Raw genomic sequence first — 19,543 nt, forward strand, 5'->3', positions numbered from 1 at the left:
ATCATAGCCACATTTACTTTCTATTAAAGCTCACCTTCACAACGTTATTAACTGCTGCTTCAGTAACAGGATCTTGCATCACCTCATCAGCTACCAGTCTCCCCCAATTAATCCAGACAAGTCGGGTTTTCTCGGTATGACGTGAACGGTGATAAGTTCTAATAAGTTTGTTAATGGGGGTGTGATTCAAGCAAAGCTCAATAACTCTTTCCTCAACACCTAGCCTTTCAGCCCAGTTAGTAGCCGCACTACGCCGCAAATCATGGACAGTAAATGGGTCCATATCAGGTAAACATCGTGCGATGAATCGCCTTAGAGCCCGAGTAATGGAATCAACTAAAATCGGCTCGATTTCATCTGTTTTTGGACGATCAGATTCGAATACTAAATCACCATTGGCATACTGCGCCTGCTCTTCAATGACCGATTTCGCCTGAGGGGAAATAAAGACAGTATGAGCTCTACCATTTTTGGTTTCAGGTATAGTCCATATATCATCTTTTATCTGTGAAAAACGCATATTAGCGACTTCACCTCTACGACATCCGGTCAGTATTAATAACTTAATCGCATTCGCAGCAGGTATAGAAATCGTTGCATGGCGAGAAACACCACGCCCTCCGGCCGCCAAGCTACCACCACTCCCAAGATCCTCATCTATCGCCTTCCATAACCTGCGCAATTCGGGGACGGTCAACCATCGCTCTCTTGGCGAGCCAGCACTGGCACCAAAATCTTTTGGGCGCAACAGTCTCGCAGGGTTGGCCTCAAGCAGACAGTGAACCACTGCATAATCTAACATCTGGTTAAGCGTTCCCAACCCTTTACGGGTTTCGTCTTTTGTTGCACGCCTAGTTATCTCTAACGCTTGTGCCAAGTGGGCACGAGTCAGATCGATTAAGCGAATGTTGCCCAGAGTCTTCTTGAGATGACGATTCCAACGATCCTGATGGCATTGGAGGGTTTTGGGTTTGACGACCTGAGCAACACGCTGTGCATCAAGCCATCGTCCAAGCAACTGATCCATCGTCAGGGCCGTTTCATTTTTAGCCTTTTCTTGCGCCGCAAACTTGGTGGGATCAATGCCCCGCTTCACAAGCAGCAACGCTTTCCCATGCTCCTCTCTGGCTTTAGCCAGAGTCAGGGCAGGATAACTCCCCAGCAACAATTCTCCTTCACTACCACCAATCTTGAAGCGATATACAAAACGCTTGAGGCCACTTTCACGGATTTCTATTTTGAGCCCGCCACCATGCTTCGATTGAATCGCATAGCGTTTCACTTTAACCCCTTCAACTGGCTTGAGTGACGAGATCTCCAAGTCTTTACTTATCGCCATCCGTACCCCTCCCCGTACCCCTCCAGTGCAGTGCATTGGAGTGAGACTTTATGAAACCCCTTGATACAGACATATTATGTAACCAGCTGTTTTTAATCAAAAAAACATTTCGTATAAAACCAACTGATTCTATATGAAACTAATAATTTCTGGACTCCTAAGGGACAGGCCACTGGTTCGACTCCAGTCGGGAACGCCATACAAAACAAGGGGTTGGCATCGTCATGATGCCAACCCCTTGCTCGTTTTTGGCCAAGGCCGCCGTTCGGCCGATGGCGAGTACGTCGGCAGCCCGTCGCCACCGACCCAGCCCGGACTAGCCTGCCAGCTCAGTGGAATAGTGTGCATCCCCTCCCAGCGGAACCAACGTGAGCCTGACACCGTGCTGGGCCAGCACCTCGCGCGCACTCTCGGGCAGTTGCCCGTCGCTGATGACCTGATCGATTGCTTCCCAGCCCACCACGTTGAAGGTACCCACCTTGCCGTATTTGGAGGAGTCGCAGATAAGTATTCGGGTCGCTGCAGCCTCCACCACGGCGCGCTTGACCGGCACCTTCTGCTCGCTGGGAGTGGAGATCCCCAGGGCATCCCAGGAGGAGGCCGACAAGAAGGCCACATCAAGGTGCAGATTGCGCAGGAAGTGGGCGGTCGCCTCGCCGGCGCAGGACTGGTTCTCCCGAATGACCTGCCCGCCGGTGTGGTAGAGGCGGCCACGGCCGTGCTCGATCAGGTAGGCGCACACCATGAAATCGTTGGTCACTATCATCAAGTCTTCCCGCGGCGCCAGCTCGCGGGCCAGCTCGAGGGAGGTGGTACCCGCATCCAGATAGACGGAGCTGCCCGCGGCCACCTGCGCCGCGGCACTGTGCGCAATGGCGAGCTTCGCCTCCTGCATCAGGCTGCGCTTGGTGGCGTGGGAGGGCTCGCTCTTGATCCGCTCGGAGAGGCTCACGCCCCCCGACACCGAGAGGACTCGCCCCTGCTCTTCGAGCTTCTGGATATCGCGCCTGATGGTCATGTGGGATACCTGCAGCCGTTCGGTCAGTTCCGTGATGCTGACGGCACCGCGCTCGGCCAGCAGGTGCAGGATCTGTTGCTGTCTCTCTACGGGGATCATGGGCAATCCGTAACGCTAAAACGAGCACCCATGTTACCCCAGCGGGATGGGAAATTTTGATAAAAAAGCAAATCAAGGCTCACAGTTCACAACAAATCACATCATAACCGCCACCAAAGTCACTCAATCGGCTCCTCATCGCTTTTAATAACAAAAATTAACACCATTGAAGTTAAATTTTGTGACACCTGCCTGATATTTCACCACCACAAGCCCCTACTATCGGTTCATTCGTTGTAATCGAGGAACTGACAGATGAGCAGACCCTATCACGTTGCCGTCATCGGCCTGGGCGCCATGGGCATGGGCGCCGCCCGCTCCTGCCTGCGGGCCGGGCTCACCACCTACGGCATCGATCTCAATGCAGAGGCGCGCAACCGGCTGCAACAGGCCGGTGCCGCCGCCGTCATGGCCGATGCCCGCCCCCTGGCGGAGACGCTCGATGCGGTGTTGCTGCTGGTGGTCAATGCCGTTCAGGTGCGCAAGATCCTGTTTGGCGAGCACGGCCTCGCCGCACATCTCAAACCGGGCACAGGCATCATGATCTCCTCCACCATAGCCGCAGAAGAGGCCGCAAGCTTGGCCCGCGAGCTGGCCAAGCTGGATCTGCCGATGCTGGACGCCCCGGTCTCCGGCGGCGCCATCAAGGCCGAGGCCGGCGAGATGACGGTGATGGCCGCCGGCGCCGATGCCGCCTTCGACAAGCTGGCTCCTGTGCTCGATGCGGTGGCCGGCAAGGTCTACCGGGTCGGCAGCGAACCGGGCCAGGGCAGCACGGTCAAGATCGTTCACCAGTTGCTGGCCGGCGTGCACATCGCCGTGGCCGCCGAGGCCATGGCGCTGGCCAGCCGGGCCGGCATCTCGCTCGACCTCATGTACGACGTGGTGACCCACGCCGCCGGCAACTCCTGGATGTTCGAAAACCGCATGGCCCGGGTGCTGACCGGCGACTATCAGGCCCGCTCGGCGGTGGACATCTTCGTCAAGGATCTCACCCTGGTGGCCGACACGGCGCGAGAGCTGCGCTTCCCGCTGCCGCTGGCGAGCACCGCCCTCAACATGTTCCTCGCCGCCAGCAACGCCGGCCACGGCAAGGAGGATGACAGCGCCGTCATCAAGATCTTCGACGGCATCACCCTGCCAGGCACGGAGGAGGCACGATGAAACTGGGCGTGATTGCAGATGACTTTACCGGGGCCACCGACATCGCCGGTTTTCTGGTGGAAAACGGCCTCGCCACCCTCCAGCTTGCCGGCATCCCGCCGGCGGTGGATCTCAGCGGGATCGATGCCGTGGTGATCAGCCTCAAGAGCCGCTCCTGCCCGGCGGACGAAGCGGTACGCGACTCGCTGGCGGCCCTCGACTGGCTCAAGGCGCGCGGCTGCCCGCGCATCTATCAGAAGTACTGCTCCACCTTCGACAGCACGGCGGCCGGCAACATTGGTCCGGTCACCGATGCCCTGCTGGCGGCACTGGAGAGCCGATTCACCCTGATCTGCCCGGCCCTGCCGGTGAACGGTCGCACCGTCTATCAGGGCAACCTGTTTGTCGGCTCCCAGCCGCTGGCCGAGTCGGGCATGCGCCACCACCCCATCACCCCCATGACCGACAGCAACCTGCTGCGGTTGATGGAAGCCCAGGGGACGGGCCGCGCCGGACTGGTGCCTTTCACCACCATAGCGCAGGGCCCTGATGCCATTGCCGACGCCTTCGAGCAGCTAACACAAGCTGGTGTGCGTTATGCCGTGGTCGACACCCTCACCGAGCAGCACCTGCTGGATATCGCCGCGGCCGCCATCGAGATGCCGCTGGTGACCGGCGGCTCCGGGCTCGCCATCGGTCTGGCCAGGTTGCTCGGCAACGGCAATCCGGCCGCCGCCCGCGCCGCGGGAAGACCGCTCGGCACCCGCGCCGTGGTGCTGTCGGGCTCCTGCTCAGAAATGACCAATCGCCAGGTGGCCCGCTATCGGGAGCTGGCACCGGCACTGGCCCTCGACGTGGTCGCTTGCCTGACGCAAGCCGACTACCCGGCCGAGCTGGCCCGCTGGGTGCTGGATCAGCCTTCGTCACCCGCCCCCATGATCCACGCAACCACCAGCCCGGATCGGCTGGCCGAGATCCAGGCCCGCCATGGCCGCGACGCGGCGAGCGAGGCGGTGGAGCAGTGCTTTGCCCGCCTCGCCGTGCTGCTGCGCGCCGCCGGCATAGACAGCTTCATCATCGCCGGCGGCGAGACCTCGAGCCGGGTCACCCAGGCCCTCGGCGTCGCCGCCTTCCACATAGGCCCGCAGATCGCCCCCGGCGTGCCCTGGGTGCGAGCCACCGACGCCCCCCTCTCGCTGGCCCTCAAATCGGGCAACTTCGGTGACGAGACCTTCTTCAGCCGGGCACAGGAGTTTTTCCATGACTGAACAGGCACTACGCGACACCATGGTGATGCTGGGCGCATCCCTTTTCCAGCGAGGCTATGCCACCGGCGGCGCCGGCAACCTCTCCGCCAAACTGCCGGACGGCACCCTGCTCGCCACCCCGACCGGCTCCTGCCTCGGCCGGCTCGATCCTGCGCGTCTCGCCCGGGTGAGCATGAGTGGCGAGCACCTGGGGGGCGATCGCCCCTCCAAGGAGGTGGCCTTCCACCTCGCCATCTACCACAACAAGCCGGACTGCCAGGCCGTGGTGCACCTGCATTGTACCCACCTGACCGCCCTCTCCTGCCTGGAGGGACTGGATCCGGCCAATGTGATCCGCCCCTTCACCCCCTACTACGTGATGCGGGTCGGCCAGCTGCCGCTCATTCCCTACTACAAGCCGGGGGATGCCCGCATCGCCGAGGAGCTAGGGCGCCGCGCCCCCGAAGGCAACGCCTTCCTGCTGGCCAACCACGGCCCCGTGGTGACCGGCAAGGATCTGGTGGACGCGGTCAACAACATGGAGGAGCTGGAGGAGACGGCCCGCCTCGCCCTGCTGCTGCACGGCCAGCGGATCCGCTACCTGAGCAAACCCGAGATCGACGAATTGAGGAGTCTGAAGCCATGAGCCAACTCTGGTCCGTCCCTCTGACCCGATACAAAAACAACGTATTGAGGAGCATCACATCATGAGCAAGTTTGCCGCCAACCTCACCATGCTGTTTACCGAGCAGCCGTTTCTGGAGCGCTTCGCGGCGGCCCGCGAGGCCGGCTTCGCCGCGGTGGAGTTTCTGTTCCCTTACGAGTGGCCGGCCGCCGAGCTGGGGCGCCAGTTGCAACTGCACGGTCTGACCCAAGCGCTGTTCAACATGCCGCCGGGCAACTGGGCGGCAGGGGAGCGCGGCATGGCCGCCATCCCGGGGCGGGAGGCCGAATTTCGCGCCCACCTGCCAAGCGTGCGCGACTACGCTCTGGCGCTCGGTTGCAGCAAGGTGCACGCCATGAGCGGCATCGTGGATCCGGCACAGAGCCTGGCAGCCCACCGCCAGACCCTGATCGACAACATCCGCTTCGCCGCCGACTTCCTGGCCGAAGACGGTATCAAGGTACTGCTCGAGCCTCTCAACGATCGGGATGTACCCGGCTACTTCCTGGCCCACCAGCTCGACGCCCTGGCCCTGGTGCAGGAGATAGACAGGCCCAACGTGGGGGTACAGCTCGATCTCTACCACGCCCAGATCATGGACGGAGATCTCACCCGTCTCATCGGCAAGCTGGGCCCGGCCATCGGCCACGTCCAGATCGCCTCGGTACCGGATCGCCACGAGCCGGACGAGGGGGAGATCGCCTACCCGCACCTGTTCAAGGTGCTGGAGCAGGCGGGCTACCACGACTGGATCGGCTGTGAATACAACCCCAGAGGCAACACCCGGCAAGGCCTGACCTGGCTGGCACAACAATAACGACCCTACACACGAACGAGTCTGAGGATAGCAAAATGCAGATCATCATCACCGGTGGAGGCGGCTTTCTGGGACAGAAGCTGGCCCGCGCCCTGTTGCACAGTTCCTTACCCTTCAGCGAGCTGCTGCTGGTTGACATTCAGGAGCCACCAACCCTGGCCGACCCGCGAGTGCGCTGCCTGCAGGCGGATCTGACCGCCCCCGGGGTAGCCGAGTCCCTCATCAGCGAACGCACCGCCGTGGTCTATCACCTCGCCGCCATCGTCAGCAGCCACGCGGAGCAAGACTTCGATCTCGGCTGGCAGGTCAATCTGGACACCACCCGCAGCCTGCTGGAGGCGTGCCGTCACGCCCGCCCAGGCATCCGCTTCGTGTTCACCAGCTCGCTGGCCGTCTACGGCGGTCCGCTGCCGGAACTGGTGGACGACGGCACCGCCCTCACTCCGACCTCCTCCTACGGCGCCCAGAAGGCGATGGGGGAGCTATTGGTCAACGACTACAGCCGCAAGGGCTACGTCGACGGCCTGGCGCTGCGTCTGCCCACCATCTGCGTGCGGCCTGGCAAGCCGAACCGCGCCGCCTCGTCGTTTGTCAGCAGCATCATCCGCGAGCCGCTGCAAGGAGAGAACGCCCTCTGCCCGGTGAGCCCGGAGCTGCGCCTCTGGCTCTCGAGCCCCGCCACCGTGGTGGCCAACTTCCTGCTGGCCGCCACCCTGCCAAAGGGGGATGCCCGCAGCATCAACCTGCCCGGCATCAGCGTCACCGTCGGCGAGATGCTGACGGCGCTGACCCAGGCAGGCGGCCAGGCGGCGCGGGATCGAGTGCAATTTGCAGCCGACCCGGCCATCGAGCGCATCGTGGCGAGCTGGCCGGGACGCATCGACAACCAGCGGGCCAGCGCCCTCGGCTTCGCGGCAGACAGGACGTTTGCCGAGATCATCGACAGTTTCATCACCCATGACATGCAGGAGGCATCATGAGCGACATCCCAACCCCCATCATAGGTCTCATCATCGCCGTCTTCGTGCTGGTGTTTCTGGTCATCCGCACCCGGGTGCACGCCCTGATCGCCATGCTGGCGGCGGCCTGCATCGCCGGGATCACCGGTGGCATGAGCATCGACAAGACCCTCACAGTCATCACCCAGGGCTTTGGTTCCACCCTCGGCAGCATCGGCATCGTCATTGGCCTCGGGGTCATGATGGGCCGCCTGCTGGAGGTGTCGGGGGCCGCCGAGCAGATCGCCTACAGCTTCATCAAGTGGCTTGGCAAGCGGCGTGAAGAGTGGGCGCTGGCCATCACCGGCTACATCGTCAGCATCCCCATCTTCGTGGACTCCGCCTTCGTCATCCTCTATCCGGTGGCCAAGGCGCTGGCGAAAAGCGGCAAGCGCTCCCTGCTCACCCTGGGGGTGGCGCTGGCGGGTGGCCTGGTGGTGACTCACCACACTGTGCCGCCGACTCCGGGCCCGCTCGGCGTGGCCGGCCTGTTTGGGGTGGACATAGGCGCCATGCTGCTGATGGGCATGGCCTTGGCCATCCCCTGCGTGGTGGGCATCGTCTTCTACGCCCAGTGGCTCGACAAGAAATATCCCGAATTTGCCCAGCAGGTGCAAAAGACCCCGGACGAGCTGCAGGTCACCTATGAGCAGTACCTCAAGGAGAAGGAGGGCAAGACCTTGCCGAGCCTGACCCTGTCGCTGCTGCCGATCCTGGTTCCCATCGTGCTCATCTTCCTCAAGGCCATCTTCACCACCCTCGCCACCCTGGAGGGGATGGACGGCCTGATGGCGAACCCGCTGGTGCAGGGCATCAACTTCATCGGTACCCCCATCATAGCGCTGGCCATCAGCGTGCTGCTGGCGGTCTACACCCTGGTGCCGCACATGGACAGGCACGCCACCGCCGCTCGCCTCGAGGAGGGGCTGCAATCCGCCGGCATCATACTGCTGGTGACGGGGGCCGGCGGGGCGCTGGGGGCCGTGCTGCGCGACAGCGGCGCGGGTCAGCAACTGGCCGAGCAAATCGCCCTGCTGCCCATCTCCCCCATCCTGATCCCCTTCATCGTGGCGACCCTGGTGCGCCTCATCCAGGGATCCGGCACCGTGGCCATGGTGACGGCGGCCTCCATCTCCGCCCCCATCCTGGCGCAGATCCCCGGGGTCAACATGCTGCTGGCCGCCCAGGCCGCCACCATGGGGTCGCTCTTCTTCGGCTACTTCAACGACAGCCTGTTCTGGGTGGTCAACCGCATGATGGGGATCTCGGACGTGAAACAGCAGATGATCGTCTGGTCCATCCCGACCACCATCGCCTGGGCCATCGGCGGCACCGGCGTCGCCCTGCTCAACCTGCTGTTCGGCTCCGGCGGCACCTGGCTGGATCCCTTGCTGCCCCTGCTGGTGCTGGCGCTCATCATCTGGGGCGTGCGTCGCCAGCAGTTGCCCGCCATCAGCAGCGCGGTGGCCGACAGCAAATAATCGCACTGCCATACCACCGAGGTATGGCCACCAGGGAGGGCCGGTCTGCTAGACTGGCCCTCTTTTTGTCCATTCATCTGCAAAGGAGTGTCGGATGTCTGCTACTTCGTGGTGGGACAAGTCCACCGGGCTGGCGCTGCTGACCATAGTGCTGTGGGCCTCGCTGGCGGCGCTCACCTCCCGGGTCACCAGCGTGTCACCGCTGGTGCTGGTGGGGCTGGTGCTGTTTTTCTGCGGGGCGGGCGCCCTGCCGTTCTGGCGTCAGTGGCGGGCTCGTCCGGTCAACTGGCTGGTGACCATCAGCGCCCTGCTGCTCTATCACCTGCTGCTGTTCATGAGCTTTCGCCACGCCCCCGTGCTGGAGGCGAACCTCATCAACTACCTCTGGCCGCTGTTCATCATTCTGTTCACCCCCTTGCTGCTGCCGGGTCACCCGCTGCACGGCCGTCACCTGCTGGCCGGCGCCCTGGGTCTGGCCGGCTCGGTGCTGGTGATGGTGAACGGCGAGCTGCAGCTGCAACAGGCCTATCTGCCGGGCTATCTGCTGGCGCTGGGGGCCGCCATCGTCTGGGGCGCCTACTCGGTGCTCTCGCGCCGGCTGCCGCCGGCCCCGGCGGTGATGACGGCGGCGGCCTGCCTGCCCGCCGGGTTGCTGGCGCTGCTGCTGGCCTGGCTGCTGGAGGGACCGCTGCCGGTGGCTCAAATTCCGGCCGGTGACTGGGGCCTCATCATAGGGTTGGCACTCGGCCCCATGGGGGCGGCGTTCGTCACCTGGTATCTGGCGCTGCGGGACGGGGATCCGCGCCGGATCGGGGCGCTGTCCTATCTGACGCCGCTGCTGAGCACCCTGCTGCTGGTGCTGCTCAACGGTGAGCAGCTGACCCCCCGCCACCTGCTGGCCGGCGCCCTTATCATGGGCGGCGCCCTGCTAGGCATGCTGGGCAAACCCCCGGCCCGCCACCAGCAGGAGGCCCCCGCCCTGCGGCCGTAAGCCAGCCCTCTCGACAGTCAGTCGGGTCGTCTGGCTGACTGTCATAAAAGCGCCATCTCTGCTGCTTAAGCTCACGCCGACGCCCATCGCCGTGGTTCAACAAGCAGGAATGCTGCCGTGAAAATTGCCCATTATGCCTCCCTCTCTTCTCTCGCTCTGCTGCTGGTCGCCGCCGTGCAGGTCGCTGCCCTCTGGCACGGCTGGCAACAGCTCAACCAGGCCGAGCTGGCCCAGCACCAGCACGAACGACTGCAGCAGCGGCTCACCGGTACCCTGCAGGGCACCCTGCGAGACTACCTCGCCAGCGGCGATCCGCTGCGGCTGACCGAAGCCGAAGGGGTGCGCAAGCAGGCGCTCGCCCAGCTCTCCCAACAGGATGAGGCGCTCACCACCTCGCTGCGCACCTTGCTCGAGCAGATGGGAGCGCGCATCGACAGCAACTATCTGGCGGCGGGCAAGCTCTCCGGCAACAGCCAGTGGCTGCTGCAAAATGCCGAGAACGAGCTGACCGATCAGGCCAGGGCGCTGCTGCGATACGGTCAGCAAGGGGCGACGGGGAGCGACCCGGCCAGCGCCGAGCGCTATCGCCAGCTGGCAGGCGACCTGCTGGCGGCCCTGCCGGCGCTCGCTCACCTGCGCCAGAACTACATGGAGCAGGCCAGCCCCAAGCTGCTGGAAGGGTTGCAATTCGAGCTGGCGGCCCTGCAAAAACAGGCCGAGCAGCTGGCGGCCCTGCCGAGTCTGGCGCTTTTCGAGGCGCCTCCCGCCGACGAGTTCACCCTGGGGGAGCCGGAGCGCAAGGAACTGGGGGATCTCCCCAAGGCCGAGCTGATCTCGCTGCTCAAGCGCTACCCGCAGGAGCTGGAGAACAGCCGCAAGGCGCTGCAACAGCAGCAGCAGGCACGCCAGGCGGTGCAGCAGGACATTGACCAGATGCTGCAGGCCACCGGCCAGATGGGCAGCGAACTGGCCGCCGCCCGCCAGGCGGTCAACCAGCGGCTGGCCGCCATCCTCGGCAGCCTGGCGCTCTGTCTGGTGCTGGTGGCCCTGCTGTTTGCGCTGGTGCAGCGCCGCTGGCTGGTCAGGCCGCTGCTACGCCTGCGCGCGGCCTTCCTGCAGCTCGACGAGACCGGGCAGGCCGAGACCCTGCCAGAGGGGCGCGAGCGCAACGAGCTGGCCGACATCGTCGCCAGCTACAACCGCCTCATCCTGCGCCTGCAACAGGATCAGCAGCAGAAAGAGGGCCAGCTGTCGGCGGTGTCGCAAAGCCTGCAGGGAATGGTCAACCAGGTGCAGGAGATCCATCACAGCACCCGCACCACGGAGCAGGCGGTGGACGAGAGCGATCTGATGATGAGCGAGCTGAACCAGCTGGCCGGCGAGGTGCACCAGGTGGCCGCCGAGATAGCGCAGCACGCCCAGCACAACGAGCACTCCATGAGCCAGAGCGAGCAGCTGGTGGGGGGCATGTTGCAGGCCACCGCCCAGACCGGGCTCGCCATCGACGAGAGTGGTGGCGCCCTGGCCCAGCTCAAGCGCTCGGTGGAAGATGTGACCGCCATCGTCGACGTGATCGGCCACATCTCCCAGCAGACCAACCTGCTGGCGCTCAACGCCGCCATCGAGGCGGCGCGGGCCGGGGAACAGGGGCGCGGTTTCGCGGTGGTGGCCGACGAGGTGCGCCACCTCTCCGCCGATACCCAGCGCTCCCTTGGCCAGATCACCGAGATCCTGACCAGACTGACCCAGGCGGGGGATCAGCTCGGCACAGTACTGGCGCGGATCACCGCAGAGGCCGCCGCCCAGCGTCAACAGGCGGAGCAGCTGCGCCAGACCACCCAGGCGGTGCGGGAGATGGCGCGCAGCACGGCGGTCATCGCCCTGCAGGGGGCCGACAACGCCAAGAGCCAGGAGCACAAGCTGGCCAGTTTTGCCGATCTCATCGGCCGCATCAGCCAGCACGCCCGCCAGGGCAGCCGCCTCTCGGTGCAGGTGTCGGAGCACATCCACCACCAAGCCAGCCAGATCCCGCGCATCCTCGGCCACCAGGCCTGATCCGCGCCGGTTCAGCCGGCGCCCCCAACCCGGCCCCTGCCATCGCGCAGGGGCTTATCTTTTTTTGTGGCACAAAATTATCTGTTATCCGCAGGTTAACGAGGAAAGATCCCTCTGCACAGTGCGATCCGTCCGGATCGGCCGGCAATTTCATCTGAAAACGTTGTCATCGCCGTTATGAGCGGGCTGGGAGTGTCCACAACGAGCGTCATGATTATTTGCACTCGGTCATATTTTTGAAACTTGGTGGGAACTTTCCATTGATATTTCGCACCGCGAACGTACTCTTGAGCTGTCCGATAGCCAAGTATCGGAACACAAAAAAACAAAATATGTGATGAACAGAACTGCACCCACCGCAGATGTGCCAAGACGTCGCGGCCGCAGCCGACATACTCGAACTTTTTGCCCTTCGGGGTCTTGATTGCAATGCCAATACCGAGCGGCGGGCACCTGCCTGACTGCCGGACAAAAAAAGCTAAGTCCATAAAATCAGGAGCAATACAAAATGGAAAAAGTGATCTTCAAACGTGCCGCATTGAGCGCAGCCGTCGTTGCTGCCATGCTCGCCCCCGGTATGGTGTTGGCTGCCGACGAAGCAGGTCCCGCCTATGCAGCCGCCGCCAGCAAATTCTATGAAGAAGGCAAACTCAACGGTGGCCTCTTCTACTTCCAGCGTGATCGTCAGCGTATAGACGGCGACCCCACTGCCAAGAACAAAGAAGGCAAGTACCAGTCCAACCTGAGCCACGCCACCACCCAGGCCTCCCTGAACTTCAACTCCGGCTACGCCTGGGACGTGGTGGGTATCGATGTGGGCGGTTTCGGTGCCTATGACCTGGCCGTGACCGAGAACCACCCGGTCAACCAGGAGAACGAATTCTCCTTCGCCGGCAACAAATGGGGCGAAAACTACAAGGACGGTTCCCCGGAAGGCGGCTTCAGCCTGGCCAACGCCTCGCTGAAATTCAAGGCGCTGGACGGTGCCCTCACCGCCAAGGGCGGCCTGACCCAACTCTACGTACCGGGCGTGATCGGCGTGAACTGGTCCTATCAGCCGGGTACCTACCGTGGTGGCCAGATCGAGGGTAACTTCGGTGGCCTCTACCTGACCTACGCCATCGCCGACGAGTACAAATCTCCCTGGTACAAGGAGACCCAGAAGTTCTCCCGCGCCAAGGCATGGATGGATCCGTTCGCCGATGAAAACGTCATCGACTACATCCAGGGTGTAGCGGCGCGTTACACCTTCGAAAACGGCACCTCCATTACCGGTTCTTACGGTAACTCCGAAAACTACATGGACAGCTACCACTTCAAGCTGGCCCACAAGTTTGACGTGCTGGGCGGCCTCTCCACCAGCTACCAGTTCTACGGCTCCGACACCGAGACCTATCAGAAGGGCGGTGCCGACATCGAGACTTACGACGGCCTGGCATGGCAGCAAGCGCTGACCGCCGCCTGGGGCATGGGTCCGTACGGCTTCCGTCTGGAAGGTCTGTGGACCAAGGCCGAGGGTAACGAAGGCAACTACCTGCCCCGTCTGACCCGTGGCTACGGCAACTCCCAGGGCGCGAACGAGATCTGGTGGGACTCCCGCTCCGACTGGAACGCCAACAACGAAAAAGCGCTGTTCTTCGGCGTGACCCGCTCCCTGGATGACCTGGTGGGCGCACCTGGCTGGTCCGTCGGTGTCTCCGGTGCCTACGGCTGGGATATCCAGAAAGGCGACGGCACCAAGGCCACCAACGGTGAAGATACCGAATGGGCAGCCAACTTCGACGTCATGTACACAGTGCAGGATGGCAAGCTGAAGGGCACCCTGTTCAAGCTGCACTACACCGATTACAACAACGACATCAGCCAGGGCGGCGGTTGGACCGAATACCCCAACATCTTCGCCTCCGAGAAAGACGTCAAGTTCCACATCATCATGCCGTTCACCATCCTGTAAGCAGGTGGTTGAAGTTAGCAAACCGGGCCGATTGGCCCGGTTTTCTTTTTTCTGATCAGCGGGTTAACATGCAAAGCCGCAGGCGCTTATGCCTGCACCGTCACCACAAGGATGCGCCCATGTCCCGCTTCGTTCTGATCACCGGCTGCTCCAGCGGCATCGGCCTGGCCGCCGCCAAGGCGCTCGGCCAGCACGGCTACACCGTCATCGCCTCCGCCCGCAAGGCCGAGGACGTGGAGCAGCTGCGCCAGCTGGGTTTGCTGGCCGTCGAGCTGGACTTGGCCAACGAGGCCAGCATAGAGAGGGGCGCGGCCGAGGCGCAGACACTGGCCGGTGGCCGCCTGTATGGCCTGTTCAACAACGGCGCCTACGGCCAGCCCGGCGCGCTGGAGGATCTGCCCACCCAGGCGCTGCGCGAGCAGTTCGGCACCAACCTGTTCGGCTGGCACCACCTCATTCGCCAGCTGCTGCCGGCCATGCTGGCGGCCGGCGAGGGGCGCATCGTGCAGAACAGCTCGGTGCTGGGGCTGGTGGCCATGAAATATCGCGGCGCCTACAACGCCAGCAAGTTCGCGCTGGAAGGGTACACCGATACCCTGCGCCTGGAGCTGGCCGGCAGCGGCGTGCAGATCAGCCTGATCGAGCCCGGTCCCATCGACACCCGCTTTCGGGCCAATGCCCGCGCCGCCTTCCTGCGCCACATAGATCCCGTCGCCAGCCGCCATCAGGCAGCCTATCAGCAGACCCTGAGCCGGCTGGAGCGCGAAGGGGGTGCCCGCGGTTTTACCCTGCCAAGCGAAGCCTGCATCGCACCGCTGCTGCATGCACTCGGCAGCCCGCGCCCAAAACACCGCTACCCGGTCACCTTCCCGACCCGGCTGTTCGGGGTGCTGCGCCGCCTGTTGCCAAGCCGCCTGCTCGACCGGATCCTCGCCAAGTCGGCCTGACGGCAACCGCTTCGCCCCCCGGCACGCCCGCACACTACTGGCAACCAGAGGCGACGACGCGCATCGTCGCCTCTCGTCTCATCTCCACCAACCGGCATCAGAGTGCAGCGCCAGAGTGGCTTGAATCAGCCAAGCCGCCATCCCTGGCCGTCCCCGCTCAGTAGTGCTGGCCGTTGCTGTAATAGCAGCTCTTGACGATGGGCAGCACCTGCACCACCACATAGGTCTGCTCCCCCAGCACCGCTTTCAGGTGGCGGGTGATCAGTGCCGCGGCCGCGTCCTGCAGCTCCTGCGGGCGTTCGAACCAGACCAGCTCGACGAACGGAAAGCCAGCCTCGCGCTCCCCTTCGCGCACCCAGTGACTGTCGATGCACTCCAGGGTGACGAACTCCGGTTTGCCCCCGGTGAGGGCACAGAGATCCGTCAGCAGGGGGGTACTTATCTGCTTGAGGGTGTCGACGGTGACGGCCCGGAAACGAAGGTGGGGCATGGGAAAACCTCTTGGCTGTGACAAATGAGGACTTATCATAGGGGTTATTGTGACGAAGAGAAGCCATCCGCTGACATAAGGTGCCCCATGAGACTCCATCGCCTGCTGCTCCCCTTCCTGCTCTGCCTGCTGCTGCCGCTGAGCGCCCTTGCCGACCCCGCCTTCTATCGGGTCAGCAAGGGCGATCAGCAGCACTGGCTGCTGGGCTCCATCCACGCGGGCAAGCCCTCGCTCTATCCGCTGCCCGACCCCATAGAGCGGGCCTGGCTGCAGAGCCGCGCCCTGGTGCTGGAGGTCGATCTGACCCACATCAGCCAGCAGCAGTGGCAGGAGATGGGGGCCATCACCCGGCTGGTGGACGGCAAGACCCTCAAGGAGCACATACCGCTCGACCTCTACCGGCGCACCATCATCGCCGCCGGCCAGAACGGCCTGACCGAGAACATGCTGGCCCCGCTGCGCCCCTGGTTCGCCGCCATCACCCTCACCCAGGCGGCACTGGAGCGCACCGATTTTCGCAGCGCGCTCGGGGTGGATCAGCACTTCGCCAAACAGGCCACCGACGGCGGCAAGCCCATCATCGGCTTCGAGACCCTGCTCGAGCAGCTCGGCTACCTCGCCAGCGTCGGTGACAACCAGACCCTGATGCTGGAGAGCACCCTGGACGAACTGCCCGAGCTCGAGCGCGGCTTTGGCGAAGTGATGAAGGCGTGGGAAGAGGGGGACGAGGCGACCCTCATCGACCTGCTCAAGTCGGAGATGGCGCCGCCCAAACTGCAGGCCTGGCTGGAACAGACCCTGCTGGCGGAGCGCAACCACAACTGGCTGAAGAAGTGGTCCACCCTGCCCAACGAGAGTTTCATCGTGGTAGGGGCGCTGCATCTTTACGGCGACCAGGGGCTGCTCGCCCTGCTGGAACAACAGGGCTGGCGCATCACCCCGCTCACCGAGCCGGGTCCACGCAAGCCGGCCCGCCAATAAGGCGCAGGCGGGGCCACACCGGCCCCGTCAGGGTCTTTATATGGGAGGGCGCTCACAGATCCGGCTGCCGATTTAATAACCACAAGGGGACTTGATCGAGATCATCTCTTTGCTCCCAAAGAGGTATCTATCATGCCTGTCATCAATGGGATGACAGGAGTGCACGAGATGGATTTTTGGATGAACCTGATGTTCGGCAACAGCGTGGGACTGATGTCCATGTTGGTGATTATCGGTACCTTCCTGCTGATCAGTTCCTACGCGGCTTATTTCATCTACAAGGTGATGAACGCCAAGCCGCCGAAAGAGGGCCAATAAGCCTGCGTCAGGCGATCCCCGATCGCCTGATCCCGCCCTCGCCTCCCCCTTTGCTCAGGGTCTGAGCAGACCCGCGCCACTGCCGCGCCCGCCACTTTCAGATCCGCCCCCGCCCGCTATAATGGCCGCTCATTCCACCTGCGGGGAGCCTGCCGTGTCTCAAAACGACGAACTCTCACTGTTTCGCAATGAAGTGGCCGATGTGCGCCCCATTCGCAACGACCATGTCCGCCTCCAGACGGCCAGCAGCCCGACCGACGCCCAGCTGGCGCGGCGCCAGGCCGCCACCGCCGAACAACTCGCCCTGGATCACCTCAGCATGGAAGCGGTCGAGATGCTCGACCCCCACGCCATCGTCGGCTTCAAGCGCGACGGGGTGCAGGAGGGGGTCTACAAGAAGCTGCGGCTCGGCAAGTACGAGCTGCAGGCGAGCCTGGATCTGCACCAGAAGACCCTGAACGAAGCGCGCCAGAACCTGGTGCAGTTCATTGCGGATTGCGAGCTGCGCGACATCCGTTGCCTGCTGATCCTGCACGGCAAGGGAGAGCGCAGCACGCCGCGCGCCCTGCTCAAAAGCTATGTCAGCGCCTGGTTGCCGCAACTGCCGGCGGTGATGGCCATGCACAGCGCCGAGCGTCGTCACGGCGGCGGTGGTGCCCTCTACGTGCTGCTACGCAAGAGCGAGCGTAAGAAGGCGGAGAACCGCGAACGCCACCAGAAGCGGCTCGGCTAGCCAGCGCCCGTCATCTGGTCAGTCATCCTAAGCCAGGGTGGTAAAACGCACGAGGGCAGTGTTAGCATCGATCGGCCCCGAGCATGCCAGGTACGGGGTGCACGCCATCAGGGACGATAACAAGGACAATCCCATGTCATATCAGAAACTTGAACAACATCAGCAGCAGCTGCACCGGCTCTCCCACCTCTCGGCCATCTGTGGCTGGGATCAGGCCGCCATGATGCCGGAGGGGGGCAACGAAGCCCGCGCCGAGGCCATGGCCGAACTGGGACTGCTGATCCACCACAAGCGCACCGCCCCCGAACTGGGCGACTGGATTGCCAAGGCCGAGAGCGAGCCGCTGGACGAGATCCAGCGTGCCAACCTGCGCGAAATCAAGCGCCACTGGCAGGATGCAAGCCTGCTGCCCGGGGATCTCGTGGAGGCGCTGTCGCTCGCCGGCAGCAAGTGCGAGCACGCCTGGCGCCGCCAGCGCAAGGAGAACGACTGGGCGGGCTTTGCCCCCAACCTCACCGAGGTGGTGACGCTCTCGCGCGAGGTGGCTCACCTGCGTGCCGACGCGCTGGGGGTACGCCCCTACGATGCCATGCTGGCGCTCTATGAGCCGGGCATGACCAGCGCCCGGCTCGACGAGATCTTCGGCGATCTGACCGGCTGGCTGCCCTCCCTCATCCAACAAGTGAGTGAGCAGCAAAAGAGCGAAACCATCCTGATCCCGCAAGGCCCCTTCCCCATCGCCGCCCAGCAGGCGCTCGGCCAACAGGTGATGGGGCTGCTCGGCTTCGATTTTGCCCATGGCCGGCTCGATGTGAGCAGCCACCCGTTCTGCGGCGGGGTGCCGACCGACGTGCGCATCACCACCCGCTACAACGAGCAGGAGTTCGTCTCCAGCCTGATGGGCATCGTCCACGAAACCGGCCACGCCCGTTACGAGCAAGGCTTGCCGCGCCAGTTGCTGGGCCAGCCGGTGGCCGAGGCGCGCTCCATGGGCATTCACGAGAGCCAGAGCCTGTTCTGCGAGATGCAGCTCGGCCATGATCCCGCCTTCCTGGCGCTGCTGGCGCCGCACATTCGCGCCCACTTCGGCGAGCAGGCGGCGTTGGCGCCGGCAAACCTGGTCAAGCTCTACAACCGGGTCGAGCCCGGCTTTATCCGGGTCGATGCGGACGAGGTGACCTACCCGGCCCACGTCATCCTGCGCTACGAGCTGGAGCGCGATCTGATGGAAGGTCGCATCGAGGTGGCGGACATCCCCGCGCTGTGGGACACCAAGATGCAGCAGTGGCTGGGGCTCTCAACAAAGGGCAACTACCAGAATGGCTGCATGCAGGACATTCACTGGACCGACGGCTCGTTCGGCTACTTCCCGAGCTACACGCTCGGTGCCATGTATGCGGCGCAGCTGCGCTTCGCGCTCGAGCGGGAGCTCGGCAGCATGGGCGAGCTGATCACGGCGGGCCGCCTGCCGGAGATCTTCGCCTGGCTGGGTCGCCACATCTGGTCCCAGGGCAGCCGCTACAGTACCGACGAACTGGTCAGCCGTGCCACTGGCGAGGCACTGAATCCGCACTGGCTGCGCAAACACCTCGAGCAGCGCTATCTGAAGTAGGGCCAGCGTGCCCACCAGCAGATAACAAACGGGGCCTCGCGGCCCCGTTTTTCATGGCGGCGTGGCGCCTCAGCGCCCGTCCGGCACGCCGGTGAACTCGCGCAGCTGCAGTATGTTGCCCTCGGGGTCAAACGCATTGCGCACCACGAAACCTGGCCCTGACCACTGCTGCGGCAGCAGGCCGCCACCGAGATCGGCCGCTTTCGCTTCCGCCCAGGCGAGGCTAGGCACGGTAAAGAACAGCTTGATGGCGCCCTGCTCGCGCAGCTGCGGCGGCGTGGTGATGACCACCTGTTCCGCATAGGGGGCTGGGATGGCGTGCAGCAACAGCTGGATGTCGGCGTTTTCCTGCACGATCAGCTCGCCACTCTGGCTGCGGATCTCCATCTGCAGCAGGGTGCGATAAAAGTGGCTCAGCAGGCCGGGATCCCTGGCATAGATCAGGGCGCCGGCACGTGCGGGTCCTGGCATGGCTCTCTCCTCCTTGGATGTTGTCAGCCCAGATTCGCACACTTGCCACATCAAACCGATCTGTTTTTCATACCGTGCACACGGCATCGGCTTTATTTCAATTGCTGTCCGTTTCTGGCTAGTCATAGCCCCCGTTCCTGCTTAGTCTCTCACTCATCCGGGCCGCCGTGCCCACCCCGTTTTCG

At 63.5% G+C, this 19,543-nt stretch carries 18 protein-coding genes; 14 read left to right on the top strand and 4 right to left on the bottom strand.

Annotated elements, in window-relative coordinates:
- Positions 1 to 13: 13 nt before the first annotated feature.
- Entirely contained in the window at positions 14 to 1,339 is a 1,326-nt protein-coding gene (locus tag AB5Y81_RS04060) for a site-specific integrase (protein ID WP_201882703.1), read from the bottom strand.
- A gap of 316 nt (positions 1,340 to 1,655) precedes the next feature.
- On the bottom strand, positions 1,656 to 2,456 hold the full coding sequence (locus AB5Y81_RS04065; protein ID WP_017763931.1) for a DeoR/GlpR family DNA-binding transcription regulator: 801 nt from the start codon (positions 2,454 to 2,456) through the stop codon (positions 1,656 to 1,658).
- A gap of 255 nt (positions 2,457 to 2,711) precedes the next feature.
- Here AB5Y81_RS04065 and ltnD point away from each other — a divergent pair, with 255 nt between their 5' ends.
- The 10 genes from ltnD to AB5Y81_RS04115 all read left to right on the top strand — a co-directional run bounded on the left by ltnD (position 2,712) and on the right by AB5Y81_RS04115 (position 14,753).
- A complete protein-coding gene (ltnD, locus tag AB5Y81_RS04070; protein ID WP_279484745.1) occupies positions 2,712 to 3,620 on the top strand; it encodes an L-threonate dehydrogenase in 909 nt (302 codons plus the stop codon).
- Entirely contained in the window at positions 3,617 to 4,867 is a 1,251-nt protein-coding gene (gene otnK / locus AB5Y81_RS04075) for a 3-oxo-tetronate kinase (protein WP_279484746.1), read from the top strand. Before ltnD ends, otnK begins: the two co-directional genes overlap by 4 nt.
- A complete protein-coding gene (locus AB5Y81_RS04080) occupies positions 4,860 to 5,492 on the top strand; it encodes an aldolase (RefSeq protein ID WP_279484747.1) in 633 nt (210 codons plus the stop codon). The genes otnK and AB5Y81_RS04080 overlap by 8 nt, the downstream gene beginning before the upstream one ends.
- A gap of 61 nt (positions 5,493 to 5,553) precedes the next feature.
- Positions 5,554 to 6,327, top strand: coding sequence for a 2-oxo-tetronate isomerase (otnI, locus tag AB5Y81_RS04085; RefSeq protein WP_279484748.1), 774 nt, complete (start codon positions 5,554 to 5,556; stop codon positions 6,325 to 6,327).
- 35 nt (positions 6,328 to 6,362) lie between these two features.
- Positions 6,363 to 7,307 (top strand): D-erythronate dehydrogenase, encoded by a 945-nt coding sequence (gene denD, locus AB5Y81_RS04090; RefSeq protein ID WP_279484749.1) that lies wholly within the window; start codon positions 6,363 to 6,365, stop codon positions 7,305 to 7,307.
- Positions 7,304 to 8,806 carry a GntP family permease gene (locus AB5Y81_RS04095; protein ID WP_117404615.1) on the top strand — a complete coding sequence of 501 codons (1,503 nt, stop codon included), beginning with the start codon at positions 7,304 to 7,306 and terminating at the stop codon, positions 8,804 to 8,806. Before denD ends, AB5Y81_RS04095 begins: the two co-directional genes overlap by 4 nt.
- Positions 8,807 to 8,900: 94 nt before the next feature.
- Complete coding sequence (locus tag AB5Y81_RS04100; protein ID WP_279484750.1) at positions 8,901 to 9,797, top strand: DMT family transporter; 897 nt, start codon at positions 8,901 to 8,903, stop codon at positions 9,795 to 9,797.
- A gap of 117 nt (positions 9,798 to 9,914) precedes the next feature.
- Positions 9,915 to 11,852: a methyl-accepting chemotaxis protein gene (locus AB5Y81_RS04105; protein ID WP_279484751.1), complete on the top strand. Its 1,938-nt coding sequence runs from the start codon at positions 9,915 to 9,917 to the stop codon at positions 11,850 to 11,852.
- 508 nt (positions 11,853 to 12,360) lie between these two features.
- Positions 12,361 to 13,806 carry an OprD family outer membrane porin gene (locus AB5Y81_RS04110; protein WP_017763925.1) on the top strand — a complete coding sequence of 482 codons (1,446 nt, stop codon included), beginning with the start codon at positions 12,361 to 12,363 and terminating at the stop codon, positions 13,804 to 13,806.
- Between the two features lie 119 nt (positions 13,807 to 13,925).
- Positions 13,926 to 14,753, top strand: a complete 828-nt coding sequence (locus AB5Y81_RS04115) for an SDR family oxidoreductase (RefSeq protein WP_279484752.1) — start codon at positions 13,926 to 13,928, stop codon at positions 14,751 to 14,753.
- 157 nt (positions 14,754 to 14,910) lie between these two features.
- Here AB5Y81_RS04115 and AB5Y81_RS04120 read toward each other — a convergent pair whose 3' ends face one another.
- The gene (locus tag AB5Y81_RS04120) at positions 14,911 to 15,243 is read right to left on the bottom strand and encodes a DUF1904 family protein (RefSeq protein WP_065017474.1); all 333 of its coding nucleotides are present in this window, start codon (positions 15,241 to 15,243) and stop codon (positions 14,911 to 14,913) included.
- An 87-nt stretch (positions 15,244 to 15,330) separates the two neighbouring features.
- Between AB5Y81_RS04120 and AB5Y81_RS04125 the strand changes: the two genes are divergently transcribed.
- The 4 genes from AB5Y81_RS04125 (at position 15,331) to AB5Y81_RS04140 (ending at position 18,887) form a co-directional block, all read left to right on the top strand.
- On the top strand, positions 15,331 to 16,224 hold the full coding sequence (locus AB5Y81_RS04125; RefSeq protein WP_017782054.1) for a TraB/GumN family protein: 894 nt from the start codon (positions 15,331 to 15,333) through the stop codon (positions 16,222 to 16,224).
- Positions 16,225 to 16,392: 168 nt separating this feature from the next.
- Complete coding sequence (locus tag AB5Y81_RS04130) at positions 16,393 to 16,542, top strand: DUF3149 domain-containing protein (RefSeq protein WP_010634864.1); 150 nt, start codon at positions 16,393 to 16,395, stop codon at positions 16,540 to 16,542.
- 154 nt (positions 16,543 to 16,696) lie between these two features.
- The gene (gene smrA / locus AB5Y81_RS04135; protein WP_099359019.1) at positions 16,697 to 17,275 is read left to right on the top strand and encodes a DNA endonuclease SmrA; all 579 of its coding nucleotides are present in this window, start codon (positions 16,697 to 16,699) and stop codon (positions 17,273 to 17,275) included.
- A gap of 133 nt (positions 17,276 to 17,408) precedes the next feature.
- Positions 17,409 to 18,887 carry a carboxypeptidase M32 gene (locus tag AB5Y81_RS04140; RefSeq protein ID WP_279484753.1) on the top strand — a complete coding sequence of 493 codons (1,479 nt, stop codon included), beginning with the start codon at positions 17,409 to 17,411 and terminating at the stop codon, positions 18,885 to 18,887.
- Between the two features lie 69 nt (positions 18,888 to 18,956).
- Here AB5Y81_RS04140 and AB5Y81_RS04145 read toward each other — a convergent pair whose 3' ends face one another.
- Positions 18,957 to 19,358 (bottom strand): VOC family protein, encoded by a 402-nt coding sequence (locus AB5Y81_RS04145; protein WP_024942943.1) that lies wholly within the window; start codon positions 19,356 to 19,358, stop codon positions 18,957 to 18,959.
- Positions 19,359 to 19,543: the final 185 nt, after the last annotated feature.

The organism is Aeromonas sp. s2, assembly GCF_040907935.1.
Classification (GTDB): Bacteria; Pseudomonadota; Gammaproteobacteria; order Enterobacterales; family Aeromonadaceae; genus Aeromonas; species Aeromonas dhakensis.